The organism is Alteromonas sp. ABV4_150, from assembly GCF_056311745.1.
Window position 1 is genome coordinate 1,125,913 of sequence record NZ_CM149971.1, and the last position, 25,072, is coordinate 1,150,984.

Below are 25,072 nucleotides of genomic sequence, written 5' to 3' on the forward strand. Positions count from 1 at the left end.
TTGGGACAATCCATGCTTTGTATATCTTAAGTACGGATAGTAAAAATATTCAACTATGCTATTTTTTACAAGGAGTTAGTGAGCAATGCTGTGCCTTACTATGGTCTATTGCCATTTGTTGCTCTCCACCACTTCAACGCTGAATAGCCCCTCATACACGTTGAACCTACCCGAAAACACGACCAATAAGAGCGCTGCTTATCACAATGACGTTAGCACCTCACATGCCTTTTCTTCTGATCTTTTAACACAGGAGTTTGACACTCAGCCTCGAACACAGGCCCAATATAATGAGCAGTGGTTTGATATTTGGCAGCGCAGTTTTACTGACACTATGGATTTTACAGTAAAGCAGCTCGATGGTTTGTTTGAAAGCGATAGCCTTCCCATCACTTCAGGGCGCAAAGAAGCAAGAGCGGAAGGCCGTGTACAATTGTCGTGGGAGCCAAGAAGCAGCATGCTCTCGGATACCGACTTACGCTTTCGTATTCGTGTTCGTTTGCCTGCTTTAAAAGAGCGCGTTGATTTACTATTGAGTGACAATGAAGACGAAACACAGAACAATACGATACGTGCAGCAAGAGATACCGGCAATAATAACCGAGATAGAACGACCATTGCCCTTCGGTTTCGTCCAGAGCAGGATTCACATTTTTCGTATAGAGTTGGCGCAGGACGTCGAGACCAACTCTATGCCATGACGCGATATAAAGACGCCTTCGCCTTTTCTAAGCAATGGGCTATGCTCTATGACGCAGAGTTATATTATTACACCCGAGACCGATTAGGCGCTGAACTTGGCTGGGCGGTGCAATACGAGATGAGCAAAAAGCACCTCATTCGCCAAAACAACCGCTTTTACTTTCGCGATGACACTAACGACTGGTTGTGGCGCCACGAAGTCCATCATTTATTCTCGGTAGATCAACATAACGCCGTTATACCCCACTTAATGGTAGAGGGCTTGAGTCAACCTAATTACCGCGTAGAAGAAATTTACGGCGGGTTTAGGTGGCGCAACAACATGCTGCGCGATTGGCTGTTCTTTGAAGTTGAACCCTTTGTATTATGGCTACGCAGTGAAGACTTTAAGACGTCATACGGCATGGCGTTGCGCATTGAAGCCTATTATGGACGCGATACTTAACTTAAGTGAGCCCCATAAAAAAAGCTGTCGTAAGACAGCTTTTTTGAAAACGATTTAACGAGTGATGTTTAAGGACGAAGCGCCCTATCACCTCGAGCAAGCCCACACACGCCGGTGCGCGATGATTCGATAATTTCAGCACACTGCCCCATAGTCGTGGCAAATGCATCTAGCTTATCTGTGGTGCCCGTAATTTCAATGGTGTAGTTGTTTACGTTCACATCCACAATACGCGCACGGAAGATATCAGAGTTCCGCTTCACTTCAGCACGTACCGACTCTGTGCGAGTCGCAACTTTAATCAGCATAAGCTCGCGCTCAATGTGCGTACCCTCAGTTAGGTCGACCACTTTTAGCACATCTATAAGCTTATTCACTTGCTTGGTGATTTGCTCTATTACTTTGTCGTCGCCGTGGGTGATAATCGTTAGACGCGAAAGGCTCGCGTCGTCGGTTGGTGCCACACACAGTGAGTCGACGTTGTAACCACGTTGAGAAAATACACCAACAATTCGAGATAGTGCACCAGGGGCGTTTTCCATTAATACAGAGATAATACGTTTCATCAGGTTCGCTCCGTCTTGCTTAAGCGCATGTCATCCATTGCGCCAAACTTAATTTGCATTGGATATACGTGTTCGTTTTGGTCTACTGCTATGTCCATAAACACTAAGCGATCTGTGTAGCTGAAACATTTCTCCATTGCTGCATCTAGTTCGTCGAGCTTGTCTACTTTAATGCCCACATGCCCGTAAGCTTCTGCCAACTTCACAAAATCAGGCATTGAATCCATGTAAGAGTGTGAGTGACGTCCTTTGTAAATCATATCCTGCCACTGACGAACCATACCTAGGGCACGGTTATTCAATGAGATAATCTTGATAGGCAGGTTGTACTGCAAACAAGTAGATAGCTCTTGAATATTCATTTGAATACTGCCGTCACCCGTTACTACCACGGAAGTTGACCCTGGATGCGCAAATTGCACGCCCATTGCAGCCGGTAAACCAAAGCCCATGGTGCCAAGACCACCTGAGTTGATCCACTGACGCGGTTTATCATAAGGGTAATAAAGCGCAGCAAACATTTGGTGTTGACCAACATCAGAACTTACATAAGCTTTACCGTCGGTGTGCTTGTACAAGGCTTCGATAACACGCTGAGGCTTAATAACTTCTTCGCCTTGTGCGTAATTCAAGCACTCGCGAGAACGCCATGTTTCAATTTGCTGCCACCAGTCAGCCAGCTTTTCGCTCTGGCCTGATAAATCTTTCTTATTTACCTGGCTTAAAATTTGATCAAGTACTTTATCTACCGAACCTACCACAGGAATGTGAGCATTTACGGTTTTAGAAATTGATGCTGGGTCAATATCAACGTGGATAATATCTGCATGAGGGCAGAACTTATCGACGTTGTTGGTAACACGGTCATCAAAACGTGCACCTAGTGCAATGATGCAGTCGGCATTATGCATGGTCTTGTTCGCTTCAAGCGTACCGTGCATACCTAGCATGCCGATAAATTGCTTGTGTGTACCCGGCATAGCACCAAGGCCCATCAGCGTACAAGTTACTGGAGCATTTAGCTTTTCAGCTAACTCAATAACTTTTTCTGACGCGTCGCAAGCTACTGCACCACCACCTACATATAATACCGGGCGTTCTGCTTTAAGAAGCGACTCAACCGCTTTCTTCACCTGCTTGGGGTGGCCTTTTTCTGTTGGGTTATAAGAACGCATGGTAACGTCACTTGGATACACATAAGGATGTTCTTCCGCTACGTTAACAATATCTTTTGGCAAATCTACAACCACCGGTCCAGGACGGCCAGTGTTAGCAATATAATAGGCTTTGGCAATCGCTTCTGGAATATCAACCGCGCGCTTAACCAAGAAGCTGTGCTTAACGATAGGACGCGAGCATCCTACCATGTCAGTTTCTTGAAATGCGTCTTCACCAATATGCTTCGACGGCACCTGTCCCGATAAAATTACCATCGGGATAGAGTCCATGTACGCAGTAGCAATACCTGTAATGGTATTAGTTGCGCCTGGACCTGATGTGACGAGCACTGTGCCGGTTTTGCCAGTTGAACGTGCATAACCATCCGCCATATGGGCGGCTGCCTGTTCATGACGTACGAGGACGTGTTTGACATCATCTTGCGCAAATAACGCATCATAAATGTCTAGTACGGCACCACCTGGGTAACCGAACACGTGTGTCACTCCTACATCTTTTAGCGCTTCAACCACCATGGCTGCGCCCGACATCATTTTCACAGTGCTTTCTCCTGTAATGGGTTGGGGGGTTTGTCAGCGTACGTTGACGATGCCCCGACTATATCTAAGGTAATAGGAAGATAAAACACCAAATTGCGTAAAAGTGAGATATATATCCCAATAATCGCAATAATTAGGATAGATGTTTCGCCAACATTAATTTTTTCACGAAAAATAGGATGTTTATTTACACCAAATTAACATCAAAAGAAATACATGGCTTCCTATTTTTCTGTTTAGGAGGTTGGAATGAATAGAGACAATCATTTAATCATCAAGGTCGATATCAAGGTCGCTGTTATCGCTTATGTCATCGTCATCAACATCGTCGACAGCAGGCTTTTTAGAGCCATAAATACTCGCCGTCTTTGGTCTGTTAATACGCGCTTGGTATTTTAACCACGCTTTTTCCTGAGGTGTTGAGGGTTCACGGTGCCCGAGAGCCGACTCTAGATAGGCTTGTTCTTCGTCGTTCTCCGGCGTGATCTTTCCGTCAACAAGCGCAGCAAACAAGCTACCATGGGCCTGAAGAAGCTTACTTTCATTAATTGAAAAATCTCCTGAACGGGCAAAGCCGTAAGGGTAATTTTTCTTATCTGCGAAAGGTTTTCTAGTGACTTGTTCTTTTGTGATTACAGACATCTTAACCTCTTTCATCGTGGTCTCCCAAATAAAGTTCACCAAGAGAACGACCACTTAATTGTTGAATGAAATAGACTTCTGATATAGCGCCTTAATCGCTTACCAGTGTATTCTTAGATGTGTTTTCGCATGCTGTCAATTAGAAATACTTCTGTAGTAAAAACTTAATATTGCGCCAGTAACTAGACATAAAAAAAGGCCGCAAAAGCGACCTTCAAGTAGCACGGCATCGTTTAGCGTTTTTCGCTTACCCAAACGGTGATGGTGCCGTCTACGACCACGGTGCCTTCAGCGTTGTACGCCTTTACTGAAATAGGCAAATCACCAGGCTTCCATGCATCTGCTGGTACTTCGGCGACACAGCGAATGTCTGAGTCTGCTTTTGCTGGGTATTTCACTTCCATGCCCTTTGGGATCCACCTTAGATTTTTAGGGATTGATGCTTCGCACATAAAGCCCATGGCCATTTCTAAACCATTACAAATCGCAATGACGTGAACAGTACCAATGTGATTCTCTACCCCTTTACGCTTTTTAATAAGCACTTCACAGTAGTTAGGTTTGATGTCTGTAATAATTGGTGAAACTGTTGAAAAATAAGGTGCTCTGCGGGCTGAATACCAGCTAAACAGCTTTTTGCCAAAGGGCAGTTTAAGGAATTTATTATAAGTATTGAGTACGTAGTTCTTTGACATAATTGTTCACGCTCATTTTCTAGAAAGTGCTATTGCAGTAAAGCGGCGCTGATACTTAGGCTCTCATGCAATCTGGTTAGACCAGTAAGTATAGCGTTAACATAATCGTTACGTTTAAAGGTTGCAACAAGGTTTATTTCAAAAACAAAAAAGCAGCCCGATTGAGCTGCTTTTATTATGCTGTTCAGCGCTTAGTTAAGCTGCATGTCAAACCCTACGAAGTAAAACCTTCCACGGGCACTTGCCGGATAAGCAAAGTTCGTTAAGAAAGGTTCTTCGTTGGTAATGTTCTTAATACCACCGTACATTTTAACTGTGTCAGTCAATACATATGAGAAGTTAATATCGTGCTGGAAAAATTCATCCATTACGACAGAATCGTCGTAATCACCACGCTCGTATTCTTCAATTTCTACGAATGCGACTAACTGCTCATCCATGTACTGAGTTTGCCAACCGATTTGCAGATCTTGCCATTTCCAAGTCACGGTAAAGTTGCCTGCCCATTCAGGGCGATTTACTTCACCAAGTTCTGGGTTAACTTCGCTTAGATCATTAGGGTTAGTAAATTGGTCAATCTCATTGACCTTAGTACCAGATAGTTTTGTTAGGAACGTATGATCATCAATTTCGAAATCATAACCAAGACTGAAATCAACACCCGACGTTTCTAGGCGAGCAAAGTTAACATCGGTAGAACGCAAGAAGTTTAGACCTGCAAACTGCGGTGAGTTTTCATCGGTATTACGGGTAAACAGAGAACAGAAATTCTCGTTCAAGGTTTCACCAATGTAACATCCATTTACGATGTCGTCAGAACTTACAGAGCTGATCGCAGACTCTATTTCAATGCTCCAGTAGTCAGCCGTTAGTGACAAGCCCTCTAACCAGCTTGCTTGATATACGAAGCCCACCGTTGTCGTATCGGCTGTTTCTTCCTGTAGTTCTGGGTTACCGCCTGTGACGCCAGGGAATGCAGCTGAAAGTGGATCGGTGTAAACATATTCGCCAGCTTCGTTAAACGGGTTATAACCAATTGACTGGAAGTCTGCCACACAGTTAGCTTGTATTTGGTCTGCCGCTGCAGGGTCATTACCGCGGATACCTGCAATCACGCTGGCATTACACGGATCAGTAGGGCGGAATGTAGTACCTACTTCAGGACCAAAAAGCTCTGTAATGTTAGGTGCACGAACAGCTTGAGACTGTGACAAGCGGATCATGAGATCTTCGTAAGGCGCATACATTAAGTTTGCACGCCAGGTTGTTGTATCTCCAATTGTAGAGTAATCAGAGTAGCGGGCAGCCAAATCTAACGTAAGTTCTTCGGCCAACATCTCGCCTTCAATTAATGGGATTGATACTTCAACGAATACTTCACTTACGTCGAAGTCGCCCGTTTCATTCGCCGTTTTAATCGACGGCTGGAATACCAATGAATTGTTAGATGAGTACTCAGATATCAAAGTTCCTGCTTGATATTGGGAACCTTCAGGAATAATTCCTAGTTGCCAATTATCAAAGGTCGCTTCTGATTTTTCTTTTCTATATTCCCCACCAAGTGCGAAATATACTGGACCGTACGGAAGTTCAAAATAATCAGAAGAATCACCAGAAAGTGAACCACTAACGACAAACTGTTCAATGGTGGTTTGTGAGCGACTGTCTTGCGTTACCCAATCAACTGCTTCTTGAGAAATACCTTCTGCACCCGCCCAAATATTTAAAGGAACGCAGCTACCGTCACCTGGTGTAAAGGAGAAATAGCCCGGGTCATATACTGGAATGTTGAACGCTGTTGTAACCTGAGGGGTATCAGCATCCAAGTTCACACGGCAAGTAGCCTCGCCTGAAGATGGGTCTGTAACGGCGTCGATAGCAGAGAAAAAGCGGTCTACCACAACAATGTTTTCAGTACCTTCTTGCTCAAACTCGAATCTTCCGTAATTTAGCGCAAGTGTATATTGCCAGTCGTTTTCTAAGAAACCTTCTAGACCGATAACACCGCGTAGTGTTCTACGCTCGTTCTCAATTTTACCTTGGCCAATTCCGATAGGATCAGCAGTAATGGCAACGCCACCAATTTCACTCGCTAAAGGCTGAATGAAAGAAGGAAGATAAGGGTTATCTGCTGCACCAAACAATAGATCCCAGTATGAAGAAGGCTGACTTTCATTTTCTGTTGTTTGAACGACGTACTTAAACTCACCAAACACTGTACTTGTGTCAGTGAGATCGTAGTGGCCTAACAGGTTTATCGCAATTTTGTCGTTTGGCGTAATCAGATAGCCACGTTGCTGCTGAATGGTGTTGTAAGAATCACCACCGAAGCCCTCAAAGTTACCTGATACCAAACCATCTTGAATAGGTCTGTAAGAGCCATCTTCCAACACGTTCCAACAACCGCCTAGTGCACCAAATGATGCGGCGCCAAACGAGCTGTTGTATCCAGAGAACGAATCAAGACAATCTGGCGTTCCGTTACCATCAAGATCGATATTGGTCGCAGGATCGAACCCTTCAAACGTATAAGGGTTACCAGGTATGATATAACCATAGCCTGAAGTGAACGGGAAAGTGCGGTAAGGAAGAACAGCTCGAGGGTTTGCTGTGGCCGCGCGGTTAAAAAGCGCTTGTTCTTCAGCTGTTAAATTAGGTTGCGTACCAAAAGTATCTACGTAATTTTGAATAAAGGCATCCTGAGATGGAATGCTTAAACCGAAATTGAACAAACCTGTATTGTCGTAATTATAGTACTGTGCCAAATTTGGTGTACTTGCACCAATATCGCCTTGTTGGAATCGCAAAGCGGGGTTAGTCCAATCACGCGCTGAGCCAATGATTAACCCATTGTCTCTTTCACTTACTCGCACACCCTCATCGTTTTGATACTCGATGTTTATTGCAAAATTACCTCTGTCATTGTCAAAGTTTTCACCATACAACGCAGACATACTAATTTGCTCACCATCACCTTCAGACGAGATACCCGTATTTACGTCAAATTCAAAGCCTTCATAGTCATCTTGCAAAATAAAGTTAACTACACCCGTTACCGCATCGGCACCGTAAACCGCAGATGCTCCACCTGTAAGCACTTCTACCGATTTAATAAGTTTTACTGGAATTGAGCCCACATCAACTGCTGCAGAACCTGCAACACCGCCCACGTGGCGACGACCATTAACTAACGTCAGAGTACGATTTGAACCTAAACCACGCAGGTTAAGAATATTCGCACCGTCAGCAAACGCTGAGTCGATAGAGCTTTCCGCTGTTGTCGACGAGAACAATGCCGGAATGTCATTAATGACATCAGTAACAGAAAACTCACCCGACAGCTGAATATCTTCTTCTGAAATTGCCTGAACAGGTGAAGGTGATGCTAGGTTAGGGTCCCGTGCTATACGCGAGCCCGTAACAACTACTTTTTCAACATCCTTTTCATCAACAGCGGCGTCTTCCTGAGCCTGAACCGCAGTTGCACTTAATGCTAGTGCAGATGCCACTGCACATGCGAGTACAGTAAGCTTGTTTTGCTTTGATGAATCAAAAGCCATGTGTGTTTCTCCAAATATACTTTTTGTTCCAGTACGCTCTTTCTGGCGCTTGTTGAGGAGTCTAAAAGCGATGGTTATTTTTTATATGTTTAAGAAATGCGTTGTACTTAATCTTTTTTACGATCTATTTTGTGCAAACTATGTGCCTATCAAAAGGCGACTAATTAGCGAATCTACCGCTAAAAAACGGCGCATTATGCATATTTACCCACTAAAATCTATTTAATATTCAAACAGACTTATCAAAGCACTTCCAAATGCACATTATTTGTGCAAAAAGCCTAACAAAACTTAGATTTATCGAGAATTGGATTGAAATCAAGGCGGTTGCGCACCAATAGGGTGCAAGGGCTAATGAATAAGGATTCATTGTAGTGCGTAAACGCAGGTAGAATAGGTACTGGAGAACAATATAAAGCAATACTTATACTTTCGTATAATTTTAAAAAAACGCTATTGTAGCTGGTTCAAATACTTATCAATGTGCGTTTGAAAACTACTGTGGTCTCGACACTTCACAGTACCCTGAACTGATTTAGTTGCGTCACCCGCTAGCGTGGGGAAGTCACGGTCGTTAAGAGTAACCCCCTTATTTTTACTGAGGGTACTAAATAACTTCCCTTTTATTGAACTGCAATCAACGACTATTTCAATGCTTTTTAGAAAATCTTCGTTTTCAGTATTGAAGGAGTTAGAGAGCTTAGGGTTTCTTTCCACATTCGAATGGGTTTTGTTTGAATGCGATTGTTTAGCGGTGTCATGCAATCGTTGTGCGTTCAAACGATTAAAATAATATTGTGTGGCATCCCGAATTTTAAGCTTGGTTTCTTCTTTTCTTGCTTTAAATTGTGGTGAAAGTTCTTTTATCAAAAGTTTCTGTGGCTCTTTAGATTTGCCAACCACTTTGCTAGCGCTCGAGACTTTCTCACCCTTTTTCGTTTTTTCAATGGCAGCGCTATGTTCTAGGTCGCTACCTTTCTCATGCTCTGGTTTTGGATCAATTTCGTTCTTTTGAGGGGCAGTCGTTGGCATTACTAATACTGCTTTTAGCAATACGGGTGGGAGGTCTTGCTGACTTACAGACTCGTTTTCTGTGGTGAATGCCAGCGCGAGTAACAAACTCCCATTGATACCAAGTGAAAGTAAAAGTGCACGAAGATCAGAAGCGCTTGGCAGGCTTATTTGAGCAAAACAGTTCCTCTCAAGCTCATATCTATTAATCCCCTCTTCTACCATTAATGCATCCATCCATAAAAGCACCTAGTAGTTGAGCACTAACAAATCAGAAAGTTCAGATAGCTTTCGCTTACAAAGCAACTGCGATTATAAGGCATGAATACTGAAGAAAAAATTTGGAGCGGGAAACAGATTTGTTCTCGTTGTGAAGCAATGGCCGACACTCGGTCGCGGGCCCATCAAGGGGTCGCACTTAAAAACTAGATAAGTTTTAGTTTTTTGAGGTGTCTGAAAATTTGGAGCGGGAAACGAGATTCGAACTCGCGACCCCGACCTTGGCAAGGTCGTGCTCTACCAACTGAGCTATTCCCGCATAGAGTCGATGCTGTGCATCTTATAGATACTTACCTATGGCAAGTTAATTTGGAGCGGGAAACGAGATTCGAACTCGCGACCCCGACCTTGGCAAGGTCGTGCTCTACCAACTGAGCTATTCCCGCAACAAAAGAGGTACTTCGTTTGAAGTGGTGCGCATTTTACAAAAATTTTGGGGTAACGCAACCTTTAATTCTACTTTTTTTGCACCTCGATGTTCGAATGCTTAAATCGTAAACACTTTCTCTCGATAATAGCGCATTTCTTCAATAGACTCGCGAATATCATCCAGTGCTAAGTGTACGCCTTTCTTTTCGAAACCGTCTAAAATTTCGGGCTTCCAGCGGCGCGTTAGCTCTTTTATTGTACTTACATCAATATTTCTATAGTGGAAGTAAGCTTCAAGTTCAGGCATGTACTTCACCATAAAGCGTCTATCCTGCCCAATGGTGTTTCCACACAATGGTGATTTACCTGCATCTACCCACTGCTCCAAAAAGGCAATAGTCTGTGAAGCGGCCTCTCCTACACTTATCTTACTTTCTCGGCAACGTGCAGTTAATCCGCTCTCACCGTGGACACGTGTACACCACTCGTCCATGCTGTCTAACACTTCATCACTTTGATGTACCGCAATCACAGGACCTTCAGCCAAAATATTGAGCTGTGCATCGGTGACTATGGTGGCAATTTCCATTACTACACAGGTTTCAGGATCTAATCCTGTCATTTCCATGTCTATCCAGACAAGGTTACTGTCGTGTTTACTCATTACTTTCCTCTTTGCGCTACAGACATGGCAACCATGCCCTACAAACGGTATTATTGACATAGTATACGTGAAACTAGAAAAGAATCGTGGCGAAAAAACCAAAACTTACACAACGACAGAAACGACAAGTTGCAGCAAACAGAAGCAAGCGCTTGCGTGAAAAGCACGCGTCAAAGGGCGCAGCGAACCTTGATGAAAGCACGTTAGAAAGCGGTACTGTGATTGGCCGCTTTGGAAAACACGCCGACGTTGAAGATGCCAATGGCGAGGTTTCCCGCTGCCATATTCGCCGTACCGTTGACTCTGTGGTATGCGGAGACAAAGTGTTTTTCAGTAAAGGAGATGACGCCGAGTCAGGTGTAAGAGGCGTTATTGAAATAGTAAAAGACAGGCATTCTGTTCTTACCCGCCCTGATTATTATGACGGTATTAAGCCCATCGCCGCGAATATTGACCGTATCATTGTAGTGAGCGCTATTTTACCAACCCTTTCATTGAACATAATCGACCGCTATCTCGTTGCGTGTGAAGATATCGGTATCACGCCACTTATTGTGCTCAACAAAGTTGAGTTGCTAAGCGATGAAGAGCGTGAAAATGTCACAGAACAGCTCAAAACCTACGAAAAACTGGGCTACGAAGTACTGTTCACTAGCTGCAAAACTGGCGAGGGAATCGACACACTTAACGAATACCTTAACGATAATATCAGCGTTTTCGTAGGGCAGTCGGGCGTTGGTAAATCAAGCCTTATTAATCAAGTTTTGCCAGACGCGGATGAGTTAACTGGAGACATTTCAGATAACTCAGGGTTAGGTCAGCACACAACTACCGCGGCTAAACTGCTTCATTTACCGGCTGGGGGTGATTTAATTGATTCTCCAGGGGTACGTGAATTTGGCCTGTGGCATATTCTTACCGAGCGAATTACATGGGGTTTTATTGAGTTCAGAGATTATTTGGGCGGCTGCAAATTCAGAGACTGCAAGCACTTAAATGACCCCGGCTGCTTATTAAGAGAAGCTGTAGAAGAAGGAAAAATTAGCGCTGAACGCTTCGATAGCTACCATAGAATTTTGACGACTATGGAAGAGCAGCGTCCTAGCCATAGTCAGCCACCTGGGGCATAGCAACTGCCCTAGGGTTTTGGAGTTGTTGAAATGCCGAGCCCACAGAAGCGCCCGGAAAGCACTTCACTAATTACTGACGTTGAGTTACTGACATTGAATAGCGGGGCTAAACCGGTAAAGAAAACGTTGCAGTGTGAACCATTGGCTTATGCTTTTGTGTAAGCACTCATAACCCTAAAGTTACTCTTACTACCACGACTTACTATACAATAACGCTATCTATGCAATGCGTTATTGCTTGCATAAAAGAAACGGAGATATTTTGTGTTAGATTGGCTTAAAGTTAATTTACAATACGTTACACCCAAGCACCTGCTTTCACGCCTTGTAGGCAAACTTGCAGAAGCAGAAATGGGTAGTGTTACGACATTTTTCATCAAGGCGTTTATTAAGCAATACAACGTTGATATGTCAGAAGCGCTGCATGAGGAACCAGTGCATTATAGAAGCTTTAATAAGTTCTTCACCCGCCCGCTTAAACCTGAAGCGCGCACCATTGACGAAAACGAGGACGTACTGATCCACGCCGTTGACGGTACGGTAAGTCAGTTTGGCGATATTCACAGCGACAGTATCTTCCAAGCGAAAGGCCATAACTTTAGCTTAACTACGTTGTTAGGCGGAAAACCTGAAGTAGCAGCACCATTTAAAAATGGTAAATTTGCAACCATTTACCTTGCCCCTCGCGATTATCACAGAATTCATATGCCAGTTGAGGGCACCCTTACTGACATGCTTTATGTGCCAGGCGAACTATTTTCAGTAAACCCGCTTACCGCACAAAATATACCAGGGCTATTTGCACGTAACGAACGCGTTGTGGCACTGTTTGATACTCCTGTGGGCCGAATGGCAATGGTTCTTGTTGGCGCAACGATTGTGGCTAGTATCGAAACCGTTTGGGCTGGCACTGTTACGCCACCTGCGGGCAAAAATGTTCAGCATTGGTCATATGAAAAAGACACAGAAGCTTCTGTTTTCCTAGAAAAAGGTGCCGAGCTTGGCCGCTTTAAGCTCGGATCTACCATTGTGGTATGTTTCGAAAAAGACATGATCAACTTTGAAGATATTGCCCCGGGTATGGTTACTCGTCTGGGTGAGCCTATGGCTTCAAAACTATCTTCACAAGAGATAGTTTCCCAAGACCTTGCTTCGACTGAGCCTGAGCAAAATAGCGATGAGTTCGATGACGATGCAGGTGAGACAAAAAAAGAAACACCATCTGAGGGCGCTGACAGCTAATTTATGGATGCTGTTAAAAAAAGCCTAATTTCGCTTCACCTCACGGTCATTTTATTAGGTGGTACAGCCCTTTTCTCTAAGCTTGTACCACTTAGTGCCAGTGACATTACGCTGGTACGTTCAGTATTTGCTTGCATCGCCCTGCTGGCATTTTTGAAACTGGCCGGAAATAAAATAAAGCTAAACTCAAGAAAAGATTACGGCATCGCTCTTGGTCTAGGGCTTTTGATGGCGCTACATTGGGTTACCTACTTTGCCGCAATGCAATATGCTGGCGTATCTGTGGGCATGATTGCGCTATTTACCTTTCCTGTCATTACAGTGCTCATTGAGCCTTTCTTTGAAAGAGTTAGGTTAGTGTGGCAGGACATTGTATCTACGTTAACAGTAGTCGTTGGTGTTTATTTAATTGTACCTGAAACGTCATTGGAAAATGACGTTACTCTTGGAGTGCTCATTGGTATTGCTTCTGCCATCTTGTATTCATTTAGAAACCTGATTCACCGTAAGCATTTTAAGCACTACAGCGGGGCGCAAGCTATGGCGTGGCAAACCTTGGTTATCAGTGTATTAATGCTGCCAATAGGTAGTGCTGAAATAGCCTCAGCGTCAATGAGCTCTTGGCTAATGCTGCTATTGTTAGGCACGGTATTTACCGCCCTTCCCCATGCTCTAATCGCGGCAAGTCTGCGCCACTTGCGGGCAAAGACATTTTCACTCATCGCCTGCATGCAGCCACTTTACGGCGTTTTTCTTGCCATAATTTTACTCAATGAAAAGCCCGGCTTAAGCGCATTGCTAGGCGGCATTCTTATAACGTCGGCGTCAGTCTATGAAACGCTTAACACGCATAAGTTACACAGCGCGAACGATAAGTAACGTTCGCTCTGAGACTTGAGAAGGGAATGTAGATGCTAATTTTTGCCCACCGTGGCGCTAGTAAAGCCGCCCCGGAAAATACGCTAAAAGCGTTTAAGCTGGCTTTCGAGCAAGATGCCGACGGCATTGAGTTTGATACTTATCAACACGAAAGCGGCATTATTGTTTTCCACGATAGAACCCTTACACGTAGAGCCCGCGAGACAGGTTATTTGTTAGATACGCCTTGGCAATCCCTCAAACAAATGGACATTGGCGATGGAGAGCACATACCCTCTCTTTCAGAAACCCTTCAATGCGTTCCAAGTGATAAGTGGTGCAATATTGAAATTAAGCACCTGCACGATGTAACTAGCTGGGTAAAAGACGTAAAGAAGGCAATAAAGCAAAGCGGCATAAGCACTAGCAAGCTACTTATCTCTTCATTTAATCATCACTGGCTTAAGTCGATTGCATTAATGTGGCCCGAGATAAAGATTGGCGCTTTAACCGCTAGCTATGAACTAGATTGTACGGCAAGTGCTAGGGCGCTCAACGCTTACTCGATAAATATTGCGCTAGACGCGGTTGATAAGCAGTTCGTACAAACAGCGCTGCACGAAGGCTTTGATGTATTCGTTTATACGGTCGACGAACCTAGAGATATGCTTATGCTTAAGGAGTGGGGAGTGACGGGCATATTCACTAACGTGCCTGATGTAGCGCTTAATGTGTTGTCGTATTAAACCGTACTTTTCCAATGCGAGAAGTCTGTAGAATGCGTATCTGATACATGCTCAGATTATAAAAAAACGAGCCATTGGCTCGTTTTTTTATAATACTTTTCTTGAAATACAGCTTTCTGACTACTTAAGCTCAGTAGATAAATGGTCTGAAAACACTGTGTTTTTGCAGCACTTACACTGTCGACACAGGCGCATATTGACCCAGTGACCCGCTACAATTAATCCTGCCCCTACCGCAATAGTAAATGGCTCGTAGTGATGTCCGAATATGTCTTTATGCCAATAAATTGCACCACCAGTGAACAGCAGTGCCAGCGGGTAATATTTGCCGTGGTAGCGCACTGCACCACTAATTAAGGCAACCGCCCCAACGATCAGTGAGAACGTCAGAATAGTTCTTTCAAACCACACTTGCGCAAAAAAGCTGGATCCGATAAGCGGTAAAAGAGGCACCAAAACAGGCAGCGCAAGGCAGTGCAGCGCACACAAGCTCGACACCCAGATGCCAAGTTTGTCTAGTTTTGTTGGATTCTCGTCAATTGGAGTCATTACTCTAATTACCACCGTGCTTGAAAATGTATACGCGAATTATTCACCAGAGACGTTATATTATAACAGACTCACGAAAATGAGAAACGTTCCCACATTAAATTTTGATCTTATCGAGATGAAAATAGACTAATTAAGTAAGAAAAAAGGCGAAGATGTTACTCGTTAGGTGCTGTAGTCAAGCCTTCGGCAACCTTCTTTGGTGAGGTACTTTGCACAAAGCCACTACTATCAAAAGTATCCTCTTCACTTACTTCAGACCGTATTTTGTTTACGTCTACACGAATGAGCTGAGCAGTCTGGTTCCTTTCTTTACCAAATTGTTTAGCCACTTTAGGTGCGTGTGAAAAATAGTCAGCTACGGAAGTAAGGTTAAAACCTTCTTTTTCAAGAGAGGGTAAGTGTGTATTTAAAAAATTGACTGTTTCAGGGTGAGGGTGACCAATCACCACAACATGGCCATTCTTTTTAGCGATACGTTTCATTTGGTTAAACTGCTTCAGTAAGAACGCTGGCTCTAATTTATGGTCTAGAAATACCTGCCTGCTTGCGCTAGGCACACCCAAACGTTGCGCAATTTCTTCACCTTTAGTTAGCACAGTAGTTCTGCTATCCACAAAGAACAGGCCTTGGCGTTTCACCTCTTTTAACAGCGCTTCCATTCCCTCTTGCTGACCGGTAAATGCACTGCCCATGTGGTTGTTTACACCTACAGCGTTCGGCACACTTTTCATCGCTTTGCGCAAATTGTAGGTAATAGCCCCGGCAAACATATCCGTGGTTAGCCCAAGCGGTCCCATGTTTTTACCATTTTGAGCTTGCATAGGCATATGGAGCATAACCGCCCTACCTTCTTGCTCAGCACGGTGCGCAATTTCAGAAGCCAGTGGCGTTTGCGGAAGTATGGAGAACGTGATTTCTTTGGGGAGAGAAAAAGCAGCGACATCTGACGGCCTGTATCCCAGGTCGTCTAATATTATTATTATGTCTGACTTTGCGTTTACTCGAAGGCTAATTAGCCCGCATAAAACAAAGATTATACAAGGCATCAGCAGACGCAAAAGCATCTAAGTCACATCCGTTTTTCATCATTATTATTAAGCGCACTGTGTGAATATCTTCACTTTAACGTTAAGCATACCAATAACAAGCGTACTTTCAACAAAACTAGTTTTTTATTACAGGTGAATCATGAACAGCCTTTGTAAAGGGAGGTAAATGTTGCGTAAATCTAGTGCTACGCACTAAAAAAATCAGTGAGAGGTCGATACTTTATAGTTAACGACCACACAGTATTTTAAGGTTTCACTATGATTTCAGGGATTAATGATTCTTCAGCAGCACAACAACTAAGACCAAACACTCCTCCACCACCAAAGGGTCAGCAAGTATCACTTACTGACGAACAAACACAGGCTTTGCAATCGATTTTAGAGCAATACGACGCTGATTCACTAACAAGTGACAACGCAACGTCTATTGTTGAGCAATTGAAAAGTGAAGGCATTGAGCCAGGTAAGGCATTAGAGAGTGCACTTAGCAATGCAGGCTTTGACGCAAAGCAAATTGGTGAACTGGCTGGCTTAGGTGAAGGCAAACCTCAACGTCCGTTACCAGATACAGCGACATTTGAAGTCACTGCTTAAACATTGCTGTGGCGTTAACGATTTAATCTAACCAAGCTTTCGGATTTAGCGCCTTGCCTTTGTGACGAATTTCAAAGTAAAGATTAGGGTATTCCTGACCACCGCTTCGACCAACAAGTGCAATGCGCTCCCCTTGGCTTACGTCATCGCCTGCTTGTTTAAGGAGCGCTTGATTGTGGCCATAAACACTCATGTAGCCCTCGCCATGATCGACAATAGCAACTAAACCAAATCCTCGCAGCCAATCAGCGTACAACACTCGCCCTGGCGCGATGGTATTAACGGGGTCGCCCTCTGCCCCATCTATCACAATACCTTTCCAAGATACCTGCCCTTGACGGCGACTACCAAATAAATGACGTATTCTGCCTTTCACGGGGGCGGGAAGTTTCCCTTTTCTTTTGGCAAGTCCATTCATGCTGAACTCAGCCGCACGCGCAGCGCGTTCAGCTGCTATACGGGCTGCTTCAATAGCACCTCTGAGCGCTTTCTCATCGGCTCGTAATGATGCAATGCGCTGACTTTCTGAAGCAATGGTTTTATTTATTTTCTTTAGCGTTGTTTTACGGTCCGCTTGACGAGTAATAAGGACGGCCCGCTGGCTTTCTTGGTCGTCTTTGAGCGCTGCTAGCGACAATGCTTTTTCACTAAGCTCAGCAGTTACCTCTTCAAGCCTTGCAACATTCTTTCTAAAGCTTTCGATTTCTTTTTGACGTGCTTTTGCCACGTATTGATAATAAGTAATAACACGTTCAAAAGTACGTGCATCATCTTGATAAAAAAGCATTTTAGCGTAATCATAATGACCCGCCATAAACGCACTTTTGAGCTGACTAGACAATAGAGATTGCTGTTTGCGAATAGCGACTTTTAATGCATCTTGCTCTTCTTCGAGCTTGGTCTCTTCTTGCTTAACGCTTTTTAGCGCTTGTTCGGTCGTCGATAACGCTGTTGCTACTTTTGCTATTTCTAGCTCTGAGGTCTTCAGTACGGCTTTTAGCTCTTCTGCGCTGGCTTTGCTGTTTTCAAGTACTTGCTGTCGTGCGCGTAACTCAACCTGCAGTTTAGCTAACTTTTCTTTTTGCGCATTAGCGTCGCCGTCTTGCGCTAGCACATTGCTTCCAATTGGCATAACAGCCAGAGCGACTATGCATCCGATAACTGAAAGAAATGAACGTGCAGACATAACGTGCGCTTAAAACCTCTTCTGTTGCAATGGTGCCTTACTGCTCAACCGCTGCTTTTCACCACTACTATTAATACCGACATCCAGTGTATCTGACGGCTTCCCATATGCCCAGTGCAATTTATTCGTAATATCAATCATCTAAAGTATTTATGATCAAAGCATGGTGAAAGTCTCTTAGCTAACTGAAAGGTAAGCTGGTTTCTCGCCCATTTTTCTATATACTTTGCACTCTTTTCATGGTCTGTAGACAGGGTTAGAGGTAATGGATCAACTAATAGAATTTGCTAGCAACAATATTATTCTTGCTGGTATTTGGGTTGCGCTGATTGCCATGTTGATATTTAGCTATATCAGTGCATGGACATCTTCAGTAAAAGAATTAAGCACGCACGAAGCAACGGTTTTGATGAATAAAGACGATGCGATAGTGCTAGATACACGCCCTGCGAAAGAGTTTAAAGCTGGCCATATTTTGGGTGCCAGACAAATTAAACCTGAAGAGTTGCGTGAGAAAAACTTCAAGAAACTTGAAAACAGTAAAGACAAACCCATTATCGTAGTATGCGCTATGGGTAATCAGGCTCGTGGTACAGCAAATGCGATGCTTAAAGATGGTTTCGCGAATGTGAGTGTATTAAAAGGCGGAATGAACGCGTGGCAAAGTGCCAGCCTTCCCGTTTCTAAATAACAGGTAACCTTTATGAGCAAAGTAGAACTTTACACCAAGGGCCACTGCCCTTACTGCCACCGTGCAAAAGCATTGCTAACGCAAAAAGGTGTAGAATTTATTGAATACCCAATAGATGTTAAGCCTGAACTGCGCGACGAGATGATTGAACGCGCAAACGGCGGCTGGACTGTTCCGCAAATTTTCATTGACGATCAGCACGTTGGTGGCTGTGACGATATGATGGCTTTGGAAGCACAAAGCAAACTAAATCCAATGTTGGGTTTGGCGTAAAGCGTCAGCGCATACAGCAACGCACTACATTAAATTAAAACGACAATTAAATAGGAAATACCATGGCTGACGAAAATCAGACAAATAACGGCGAAGCAGCGGGCGCACAAGCGCAACAGAGTGCTCAGTTCAATATTCAGCGTATCTACACAAAAGATATCTCTTTTGAGTCTCCAAACGCGCCAGCTATTTTCACTAAAGAGTGGAAGCCTGAAATTAAACTAGACATCGACACTAGCACTAACAAGCTAGAAGAAAATGTATTTGAAGTTGTACTTTCAGTTACCGTTACGGCAACGCTTGGTGAAGAAACCGCATTCCTTTGTGAAGTGCAACAAGCAGGTATCTTCGCTATTGGCGAAATGCCAGACCAAAACAAAGCGCACACGCTGGGCTCGTTCTGCCCGAACATGCTTTTCCCATATGCGCGTGAAACCATTTCTAACTTGGTTAACCGTGGAACATTCCCTCCACTTAACCTAGCGCCTGTAAACTTCGACGCTATCTTTGCAGCTTACGTGCAAAAACGTGCACAGCAAGCGCAGGGCGAAGCGCCAAAAATGGACGCCTAATTAGGTGAACATGAAAGGCGTGGACATGAAGTCGCATTCGGTTTCAGAGTCTGTTTCAGTATTAGGGGCGGGGTCGTACGGCACCGCCCTTGCTTTTTGTCTTGCCAGAAATGGCAACCCAACACTGCTTTGGGGCCGTGATGAAAAGCACATTGCCGAAATGGAAGCGAACCGAGAGAATGCTCGTTACCTTCCAGGCGCAACATTTCCAGATGCCCTGGTGGTAAATGCCAACTTAGAAGAAGTGGTAGCTGCCAGCCAAGATATTTTAGTGGTTGTACCTAGCCATGCATTTGCGACCATGCTTCAAAGCTTAAAGCCATTGCTTAAACCGCATCAACGCCTTATTTGGGCGACCAAAGGCCTTGAGCCAAAAACTGGCCGTTTGCTTCGCGATGTGGCAGAGGAAATACTGGGTACCGACTATCCCCTAGCCGTGTTATCAGGCCCTACTTTTGCTAAAGAAATGGTAGCAGGCTTACCTACTGCAATTTCGCTGTCTTCCACTGACGATACGCTGAGTGACGAATTTGCAGCAAAGCTCCATTGCGCAAAGTCGTTCAGAGTATACAAAAACTCAGACTTTACTGGCGTTCAGCTTGGTGGTGCGGTTAAAAACGTTATCGCTATAGGCGCGGGCTTAGCCGATGGCCTTGGCTTTGGTGCAAACGCGCGAACGGCGCTGATCACCCGAGGTTTAGCAGAGCTTACCCGTTTGGGCGTGAAGCTGGGTGCAAATCCAGAAACCTTTATGGGTATGGCGGGTCTTGGCGATTTAGTTTTGACTTGCACCGACAATCAATCGCGCAATCGTCGCTTTGGGCTGGCGTTGGGTCAAGGCAAGAGTGTCGATGTTGCTATTGACGAAATCGGACAAGTGGTTGAGGGATATCGCAACACTGAAGAAGTGCACATTTTATCTAAGAAAGTAGGCGTAGAAATGCCTATTTGTGAACAAATTTATGCTGTGCTTTATCACGGAAAATCTCCTAAAGAGGCGGCCTTAGCTCTGCTTGGTCGAGACCTCAAAAAAGAAGCCTAGTGAATACTTGATGGTTTTTGCTTAGCAGCAAAAACCATCAGCCTCTTAACGCTCCACTATTTCTATCTTTTCCAGCTTATCAACCTGAACTTAGCGGCCTTCTCTTACCACGATCACTTTTGCGTTGTCGTGATATCTAGCGTGACTGCGCTTGTGGTGTTTCACTTTTTTCACCTTTTTGTAGGGTGAATCGACAACCACATAGCGATTCCCATGCTTGCGATAGTAATGATTATTAGCAACGTAATAACGATGATTGTCGATAACCTCTACCCTATGCGCACCTGGCAAGACGTTAACGTACAGGCCAATTTCAGGAACGCTTATGGCTACGTCAATAATCGGACGAGCAGGTTGCGTAATAATAGTGACCCTTTCATTCGCCCCTCTATTCGAGTGAGAATGATGACCTGAATGGGCGCTTGCTTGCCCCGCAATCATTAAGCAAACGCCGGTGATAATACTCAGTGTGATACGTTTCATAATGCTTCTCCTAACTCAGTCGTGCATGTTCAAAGGCTATATTAATGAGTGAAGCTGAACGAAAACTGACTCAGGCAGGCTTTACAGTGTCTTTACACTAGGCGCAAAAAAGCCCACAACGGGGCTTCGTAAAAATGAATGTCTTCGGGCTGCTGATGCCACCTTTTGCTATCTCGCTCCTTCGTAGCCAAATTGACGCCAGCTTTCATACACAAAGACAGATACGGCATTGGATAGGTTCATGCTACGACTGTCTGGCAACATAGGAATGCGGACGCGCTGCTCTGGAGGTAACGACTGAATATAATCGTCCGGTAAACCGCGTGTTTCAGGGCCAAATATAAGTGCATCGCCTTTTTGATACGATACATCGCTGTGAAACGCTTTGCCTTTTGTTGTGCAAGCGAATACTCGGTTCGGCTTCGCATCTTCTAGGTAAGCTTCTAAGTTTGCATGGCGCTTAACGTGGGCAAATTCATGATAATCTAAACCTGCACGTCGTACTCGCTTGTCGTCCCACTCAAAACCCAAGGGCTCGATTAGATGTAGTGTGAACCCACTGTTAGCGCATAGGCGGATAATATTTCCCGTATTTGGCGGGATCTCTGGCTGATAAAGTACGACATCAAGCATGTTTTTCGAACTACCTTCACTGTTAGTAAACGATTTATTCTATAACGAAACACAGCAATTCATCACCTACTCTGCGGTCAAGAAGTCGAGAATTGCCGAAAGAGAGCGCTCGCGAATGTCGTCTGACTCAGTGAATAATTCATGATAAGCCCTTGGTATAATTTCAAGCTCCGCGTTTGGCATTAGGTGTGCTACCCGCCGTTGGCGTTTATTATCTATTATGGCGTCATCGTCTGCGCTTAAAACCAGCGACCGGGTAGTGATTGCCCCCGCACTAGTTTCAATTCTATTCATGGCCTGATGGGCTGCAGCCAACCACTCAGTGGTCACGCCACCAAGCCGAATATCCTGCTCTTCGTCATAAAGCTCGCGAAACAGCGCATAACGGGATTTACTGTGAGTAAGCTTATTCAGTGAAAATGGGAAGGCAATGTACGGGGTTTGCCCAAAAAAGTAGCCTGCGTCAGCCTTTTTTATTCTATTAACGGCAAGGCCAGTGCGAATTAAACCGTTTGCCAACCAATTGGGCAAAGACGGTTTAATACCGAACATGGGGGAAGCCAACACGGCTTTAGAAAACAATTTAGGCAAACGCAATAGCGTCAGCGCACCAATAGCTCCGCCCATTGAATGGCAGACTAACTGCAAAGGGCCTTGTTGCATGGGCCTTACGATAGACTCCACGAAGGCAACGAAATCGTCAACATAGTCATCGAAGTGCGCAACGTAACCGTGTTGAGGGTCTCGTGTCATTCTGTCTGAAAGACCTTGCCCTCGGTGATCAAGAATAAAAACGGCAAAGCCATTTTGATAAAGGTCGTAAATAAATTCTTTGTATTTTAAGTAAGACTCTATACGCCCTGAACAAATAACAATGGTTGCTCGTGGCGTTTCAGGAATACAGTAAGCGTAGCGCACCTTTATATCATCTTTGCCGGTGAAGTGGCTTTCAGTAACACTCTTCTGCCAAAACGGATTGATGTGTGTGGCAAAGGTGCTGGCTAAATTATCTTCCGACGTGAACGTCCAGTTCATAAATACCCTATAACGGTCAATTTGCGCTCGTTGTGAAACTACATACTACTGTCAAAGTATAGGTTACTACTTCGGGAATGACAGAGTGACTCGCAGCCCACCGCGCTCAACAGGTTCAGCGATAATGCGCCCATGATGCAACTCAACCGCCGCTTTTGCAATGGATAAACCTAGTCCGACACCTCCTGATTCTCGCTCTCTAGCGAGTGTAGCTCGGTAAAAGGGTGAAAATATACGCTCGCATTCTTCTACTGTCAGTCCATCTCCGTCATCGGTGATATGAATGCTCCACTGCTCATCGTCTTCACTAAACGAAATATGCGTTAAAAAGCTGCTGTGACGAATGGCGTTACGCAGAACATTTTCTACAGCGCGACAGAGCATCATACTGTCGATGACAACGTTTTTTTTAGGTATATCATCAATTTTTAACTGTTTGTTTTTATTTGCTGCTTCAAAATTCGCATCGGTAAAAACATCGTTGAGGACTAACGATAGCATCTGTTTTTCCATCGTAGCTTGGCCAGCCTCGGCACGACTTAATGTTAGCAACTGACTTACCAGCGCTTCCATACGGTCAGCTTCTCGCTCTACCCGCGCTAACGTCTCTGGGTCTACATTTTGTTGATGGGCAAGACCAAGCGCCATTTGCAACCGTGCAAGCGGTGAGCGAAGTTCGTGTGATACATCGGCTAATAAGCGCTTTTGCGCCCTCCACATAGACTCTAACTGCTCAGCCATTTTATTAAAGTCGCGCGAAAGTTGCCCTAGCTCGTCATGACGTTTAGCCGCTCGCACTACCCGCGCCTGCCAGTCGCCATTTGCTATACGTTTCGCTGAGCTTTGAATACGCAGTATAGGGTTAGTCAGTGATTTCGCAAACAACCAGCTCAATAATATGGTGGTGATCAACGCGATACAAAGAAACAGTAAAACCGGTGGCGTTTGCTTTTCAGGCATTTCCAGTCTAACCGTAAAAAGCGCAAATCGGGTGCCGTTGCGCTCAAAGAAAACCGGACCCAATATTTTGAATGCTCCACGCTTCACAGCTATGGGTGACGTTTGTGTTACTAATCTAAGTAAATCCTCTCTGTCTTCGTTACGAAGCGGAGGCCCTCCACCTGAAATAACACGATTATCACTAATATCGACAGCCACCATTCGCCCCCTCCCAGCTCTGGAATGGCGATCAAGCGCTCCGTGCAGTGGCGCATCATGGAAACGCTCCTCTTGTATGCGCTCCACCACTTGATTAAGAGCAGCAACTTCACGTGGCTGTATGGGCACAATTTCAAGATCTTCAAAGAAAAGGCGGCTGCCCCATATAGCCAATAAGGCGGTGACTATAAATGTAGCCCAAAACCAAAGGAACAAGCGGCCCATGATGGCCCGCGTTGGGCTAATACTGCGTAACAGTTTTACCATCAATGACTTCCAACAATTAACATGTACCCTATACCTCGAATGGTCTTAATTTTTTCATCTCTGGCCACTGCACCAATTTTTTTGCGTAAATTACTTACGTGCATATCAATACTTCTATCAAAGGCTTGAAGTGGTTTACCCAGTATTTTTAAGCTTATCTCTTCTTTAGTAACGCGTTGAGCGGCATTGAGCATTAACAGGCGCAGAATTAAAAATTCCGTTGTCGTAAGTGTTAACTCAACATCATCCACTTTCGCCAGCTGACTGCTGGGGCTTAAAAAAATACCGTTGACGAATAAGTCCTGTTCAACAGCGCCGCCCGTGGATGACAAATTATGACGCCGAACTATCGCTTTGATGCGCGCTACGAGCTCTCTATGATTAAAGGGCTTAGGTAGGTAATCATCGGCCCCCATCTCGAGGCCTAAAATGCGGTCATAGTCATCGCCTCTTGCTGTAAGCATAAGCACTGGCGTACTGTGACTTGCTCTTAGTTTCTTTAATACATCGAAGCCATCCATTTTAGGCATCATCACATCAAGCAGTATCAGGTCGTAATGACGCCCGGAGATCGCTTCTGATAATCCTTCTTCGCCATCGTTGCGCACTTGCACCTGATAACCCATACCCGATAAGTACGTGGAAAGCATTTCTGTAAGCTCTAGGTCATCATCAATAACAAGGATAGACTGCAAGTGAAAATCTGAACTCATGGTATTAAACTCTTTAACTGCTAGATTCATGAAAATGCCTGTAAATTGGATAAAACTCAATCTACGCTTTCGCGTGCGACTCGCCTCAAGCTGACAAACAACACTGACAAAACGCGTACTATATCTTTTCAGACCTATACAATCACAAATCGGCATTACCTTTACATAAGCTTTACACTGCGTTGACTGCTTTTTTA

25 protein-coding genes and 2 tRNA genes are annotated in these 25,072 nt (G+C 44.5%); 10 read left to right on the plus strand and 17 right to left on the minus strand.

Annotation, left to right across the window (positions count from 1 at the left end; genetic code table 11):
- Positions 1-85: 85 nt before the first annotated feature.
- A complete protein-coding gene (locus tag ACYX4M_RS04890; protein ID WP_476082120.1) occupies positions 86-1,147 on the plus strand; it encodes a hypothetical protein in 1,062 nt (353 codons plus the stop codon).
- A 68-nt stretch (positions 1,148-1,215) separates the two neighbouring features.
- Here the strand turns inward: ACYX4M_RS04890 and ilvN are convergent, their stop codons facing one another.
- The 9 genes from ilvN to orn form a co-directional block, all read right to left on the minus strand.
- Positions 1,216-1,713 carry an acetolactate synthase small subunit gene (ilvN, locus tag ACYX4M_RS04895; protein WP_014975513.1) on the minus strand — a complete coding sequence of 166 codons (498 nt, stop codon included), beginning with the start codon at positions 1,711-1,713 and terminating at the stop codon, positions 1,216-1,218.
- A complete protein-coding gene (locus tag ACYX4M_RS04900; protein ID WP_476082121.1) occupies positions 1,713-3,431 on the minus strand; it encodes an acetolactate synthase 3 large subunit in 1,719 nt (572 codons plus the stop codon). Before ACYX4M_RS04900 ends, ilvN begins: the two co-directional genes overlap by 1 nt.
- Positions 3,432-3,698: 267 nt before the next feature.
- Positions 3,699-4,088 carry a MaoP family protein gene (locus tag ACYX4M_RS04905; RefSeq protein WP_476082122.1) on the minus strand — a complete coding sequence of 130 codons (390 nt, stop codon included), beginning with the start codon at positions 4,086-4,088 and terminating at the stop codon, positions 3,699-3,701.
- 218 nt (positions 4,089-4,306) lie between these two features.
- A complete protein-coding gene (locus tag ACYX4M_RS04910) occupies positions 4,307-4,768 on the minus strand; it encodes a hotdog fold domain-containing protein (protein WP_476082123.1) in 462 nt (153 codons plus the stop codon).
- A 191-nt stretch (positions 4,769-4,959) separates the two neighbouring features.
- Positions 4,960-8,328, minus strand: a complete 3,369-nt coding sequence (locus ACYX4M_RS04915) for a TonB-dependent receptor domain-containing protein (RefSeq protein ID WP_476082124.1) — start codon at positions 8,326-8,328, stop codon at positions 4,960-4,962.
- 453 nt (positions 8,329-8,781) lie between these two features.
- Positions 8,782-9,576, minus strand: a complete 795-nt coding sequence (locus tag ACYX4M_RS04920; RefSeq protein ID WP_476082125.1) for a hypothetical protein — start codon at positions 9,574-9,576, stop codon at positions 8,782-8,784.
- Positions 9,577-9,801: 225 nt separating this feature from the next.
- Positions 9,802-9,877 (minus strand) — tRNA-Gly (locus ACYX4M_RS04925).
- 51 nt (positions 9,878-9,928) lie between these two features.
- A tRNA-Gly gene (locus tag ACYX4M_RS04930) sits at positions 9,929-10,004 on the minus strand.
- Between the two features lie 101 nt (positions 10,005-10,105).
- A complete protein-coding gene (orn, locus tag ACYX4M_RS04935; protein ID WP_476082126.1) occupies positions 10,106-10,651 on the minus strand; it encodes an oligoribonuclease in 546 nt (181 codons plus the stop codon).
- 86 nt (positions 10,652-10,737) lie between these two features.
- Between orn and rsgA the strand changes: the two genes are divergently transcribed.
- The 4 genes from rsgA (at position 10,738) to ACYX4M_RS04955 (ending at position 14,627) form a co-directional block, all read left to right on the plus strand.
- On the plus strand, positions 10,738-11,781 hold the full coding sequence (gene rsgA, locus ACYX4M_RS04940) for a small ribosomal subunit biogenesis GTPase RsgA (protein WP_476082127.1): 1,044 nt from the start codon (positions 10,738-10,740) through the stop codon (positions 11,779-11,781).
- A gap of 264 nt (positions 11,782-12,045) precedes the next feature.
- Positions 12,046-13,023, plus strand: coding sequence for an archaetidylserine decarboxylase (asd, locus tag ACYX4M_RS04945; RefSeq protein WP_476082128.1), 978 nt, complete (start codon positions 12,046-12,048; stop codon positions 13,021-13,023).
- 3 nt (positions 13,024-13,026) lie between these two features.
- Positions 13,027-13,902: a DMT family transporter gene (locus ACYX4M_RS04950; protein ID WP_476082129.1), complete on the plus strand. Its 876-nt coding sequence runs from the start codon at positions 13,027-13,029 to the stop codon at positions 13,900-13,902.
- Between the two features lie 32 nt (positions 13,903-13,934).
- Positions 13,935-14,627, plus strand: coding sequence for a glycerophosphodiester phosphodiesterase (locus ACYX4M_RS04955; protein ID WP_476082130.1), 693 nt, complete (start codon positions 13,935-13,937; stop codon positions 14,625-14,627).
- Between the two features lie 120 nt (positions 14,628-14,747).
- Here the strand turns inward: ACYX4M_RS04955 and ACYX4M_RS04960 are convergent, their stop codons facing one another.
- Complete coding sequence (locus tag ACYX4M_RS04960) at positions 14,748-15,176, minus strand: MerC domain-containing protein (protein ID WP_476082131.1); 429 nt, start codon at positions 15,174-15,176, stop codon at positions 14,748-14,750.
- A gap of 158 nt (positions 15,177-15,334) precedes the next feature.
- Positions 15,335-16,243: a divergent polysaccharide deacetylase family protein gene (locus ACYX4M_RS04965; RefSeq protein ID WP_476082132.1), complete on the minus strand. Its 909-nt coding sequence runs from the start codon at positions 16,241-16,243 to the stop codon at positions 15,335-15,337.
- A gap of 243 nt (positions 16,244-16,486) precedes the next feature.
- On the opposite strand from ACYX4M_RS04965, the gene ACYX4M_RS04970 reads away from it, so the two are divergent.
- A complete protein-coding gene (locus tag ACYX4M_RS04970) occupies positions 16,487-16,822 on the plus strand; it encodes a hypothetical protein (RefSeq protein ID WP_476082133.1) in 336 nt (111 codons plus the stop codon).
- 22 nt (positions 16,823-16,844) lie between these two features.
- Here ACYX4M_RS04970 and ACYX4M_RS04975 read toward each other — a convergent pair whose 3' ends face one another.
- Entirely contained in the window at positions 16,845-18,008 is a 1,164-nt protein-coding gene (locus ACYX4M_RS04975) for a murein hydrolase activator EnvC family protein (RefSeq protein ID WP_476082134.1), read from the minus strand.
- Between the two features lie 265 nt (positions 18,009-18,273).
- Here ACYX4M_RS04975 and ACYX4M_RS04980 point away from each other — a divergent pair, with 265 nt between their 5' ends.
- From ACYX4M_RS04980 to gpsA, 4 genes are all read left to right on the plus strand, one after another.
- Positions 18,274-18,699, plus strand: a complete 426-nt coding sequence (locus tag ACYX4M_RS04980) for a rhodanese-like domain-containing protein (protein ID WP_474828164.1) — start codon at positions 18,274-18,276, stop codon at positions 18,697-18,699.
- 12 nt (positions 18,700-18,711) lie between these two features.
- Positions 18,712-18,972, plus strand: coding sequence for a glutaredoxin 3 (grxC, locus tag ACYX4M_RS04985; protein ID WP_014948069.1), 261 nt, complete (start codon positions 18,712-18,714; stop codon positions 18,970-18,972).
- 62 nt (positions 18,973-19,034) lie between these two features.
- A complete protein-coding gene (secB, locus tag ACYX4M_RS04990; RefSeq protein ID WP_014948068.1) occupies positions 19,035-19,544 on the plus strand; it encodes a protein-export chaperone SecB in 510 nt (169 codons plus the stop codon).
- Positions 19,545-19,554: 10 nt separating this feature from the next.
- On the plus strand, positions 19,555-20,586 hold the full coding sequence (gene gpsA, locus ACYX4M_RS04995) for an NAD(P)H-dependent glycerol-3-phosphate dehydrogenase (RefSeq protein ID WP_476082135.1): 1,032 nt from the start codon (positions 19,555-19,557) through the stop codon (positions 20,584-20,586).
- Positions 20,587-20,676: 90 nt separating this feature from the next.
- Here the strand turns inward: gpsA and ACYX4M_RS05000 are convergent, their stop codons facing one another.
- The 5 genes from ACYX4M_RS05000 to ACYX4M_RS05020 form a co-directional block, all read right to left on the minus strand.
- Positions 20,677-21,069, minus strand: a complete 393-nt coding sequence (locus ACYX4M_RS05000) for a hypothetical protein (protein ID WP_014948066.1) — start codon at positions 21,067-21,069, stop codon at positions 20,677-20,679.
- Between the two features lie 168 nt (positions 21,070-21,237).
- A complete protein-coding gene (trmL, locus tag ACYX4M_RS05005) occupies positions 21,238-21,702 on the minus strand; it encodes a tRNA (uridine(34)/cytosine(34)/5-carboxymethylaminomethyluridine(34)-2'-O)-methyltransferase TrmL (protein ID WP_039219267.1) in 465 nt (154 codons plus the stop codon).
- Positions 21,703-21,768: 66 nt separating this feature from the next.
- Positions 21,769-22,737, minus strand: a complete 969-nt coding sequence (locus tag ACYX4M_RS05010) for an alpha/beta fold hydrolase (protein WP_476082136.1) — start codon at positions 22,735-22,737, stop codon at positions 21,769-21,771.
- A gap of 66 nt (positions 22,738-22,803) precedes the next feature.
- On the minus strand, positions 22,804-24,162 hold the full coding sequence (locus tag ACYX4M_RS05015) for an ATP-binding protein (protein WP_476082137.1): 1,359 nt from the start codon (positions 24,160-24,162) through the stop codon (positions 22,804-22,806).
- Positions 24,162-24,905 (minus strand): response regulator, encoded by a 744-nt coding sequence (locus tag ACYX4M_RS05020; protein WP_476082138.1) that lies wholly within the window; start codon positions 24,903-24,905, stop codon positions 24,162-24,164. Before ACYX4M_RS05020 ends, ACYX4M_RS05015 begins: the two co-directional genes overlap by 1 nt.
- Positions 24,906-25,072 lie beyond the last annotated feature (167 nt).

Coding starts and splice junctions, on each gene's coding strand:
- ACYX4M_RS04905 (WP_476082122.1), bottom strand. CDS start 4,088: ATGAAAGAGGTTAAGATGTCTGTAATCACAAAAGAACAAGTCACTAGA.
- ACYX4M_RS04950 (WP_476082129.1), top strand. CDS start 13,027: ATGGATGCTGTTAAAAAAAGCCTAATTTCGCTTCACCTCACGGTCATT.
- ACYX4M_RS05010 (WP_476082136.1), bottom strand. CDS start 22,737: ATGAACTGGACGTTCACGTCGGAAGATAATTTAGCCAGCACCTTTGCC.
- ACYX4M_RS04970 (WP_476082133.1), top strand. CDS start 16,487: ATGATTTCAGGGATTAATGATTCTTCAGCAGCACAACAACTAAGACCA.
- ilvN (WP_014975513.1), bottom strand. CDS start 1,713: ATGAAACGTATTATCTCTGTATTAATGGAAAACGCCCCTGGTGCACTA.
- ACYX4M_RS04920 (WP_476082125.1), bottom strand. CDS start 9,576: ATGGATGCATTAATGGTAGAAGAGGGGATTAATAGATATGAGCTTGAG.
- ACYX4M_RS04910 (WP_476082123.1), bottom strand. CDS start 4,768: ATGTCAAAGAACTACGTACTCAATACTTATAATAAATTCCTTAAACTG.
- ACYX4M_RS04890 (WP_476082120.1), top strand. CDS start 86: ATGCTGTGCCTTACTATGGTCTATTGCCATTTGTTGCTCTCCACCACT.
- ACYX4M_RS04960 (WP_476082131.1), bottom strand. CDS start 15,176: ATGACTCCAATTGACGAGAATCCAACAAAACTAGACAAACTTGGCATC.
- ACYX4M_RS04915 (WP_476082124.1), bottom strand. CDS start 8,328: ATGGCTTTTGATTCATCAAAGCAAAACAAGCTTACTGTACTCGCATGT.
- orn (WP_476082126.1), bottom strand. CDS start 10,651: ATGAGTAAACACGACAGTAACCTTGTCTGGATAGACATGGAAATGACA.
- ACYX4M_RS04980 (WP_474828164.1), top strand. CDS start 18,274: ATGGATCAACTAATAGAATTTGCTAGCAACAATATTATTCTTGCTGGT.
- secB (WP_014948068.1), top strand. CDS start 19,035: ATGGCTGACGAAAATCAGACAAATAACGGCGAAGCAGCGGGCGCACAA.
- ACYX4M_RS04965 (WP_476082132.1), bottom strand. CDS start 16,243: ATGCTTTTGCGTCTGCTGATGCCTTGTATAATCTTTGTTTTATGCGGG.
- grxC (WP_014948069.1), top strand. CDS start 18,712: ATGAGCAAAGTAGAACTTTACACCAAGGGCCACTGCCCTTACTGCCAC.
- ACYX4M_RS05000 (WP_014948066.1), bottom strand. CDS start 21,069: ATGAAACGTATCACACTGAGTATTATCACCGGCGTTTGCTTAATGATT.
- ACYX4M_RS04955 (WP_476082130.1), top strand. CDS start 13,935: ATGCTAATTTTTGCCCACCGTGGCGCTAGTAAAGCCGCCCCGGAAAAT.
- trmL (WP_039219267.1), bottom strand. CDS start 21,702: ATGCTTGATGTCGTACTTTATCAGCCAGAGATCCCGCCAAATACGGGA.
- ACYX4M_RS05015 (WP_476082137.1), bottom strand. CDS start 24,162: ATGGTAAAACTGTTACGCAGTATTAGCCCAACGCGGGCCATCATGGGC.
- gpsA (WP_476082135.1), top strand. CDS start 19,555: ATGAAAGGCGTGGACATGAAGTCGCATTCGGTTTCAGAGTCTGTTTCA.
- ACYX4M_RS05020 (WP_476082138.1), bottom strand. CDS start 24,905: ATGAATCTAGCAGTTAAAGAGTTTAATACCATGAGTTCAGATTTTCAC.
- ACYX4M_RS04975 (WP_476082134.1), bottom strand. CDS start 18,008: ATGTCTGCACGTTCATTTCTTTCAGTTATCGGATGCATAGTCGCTCTG.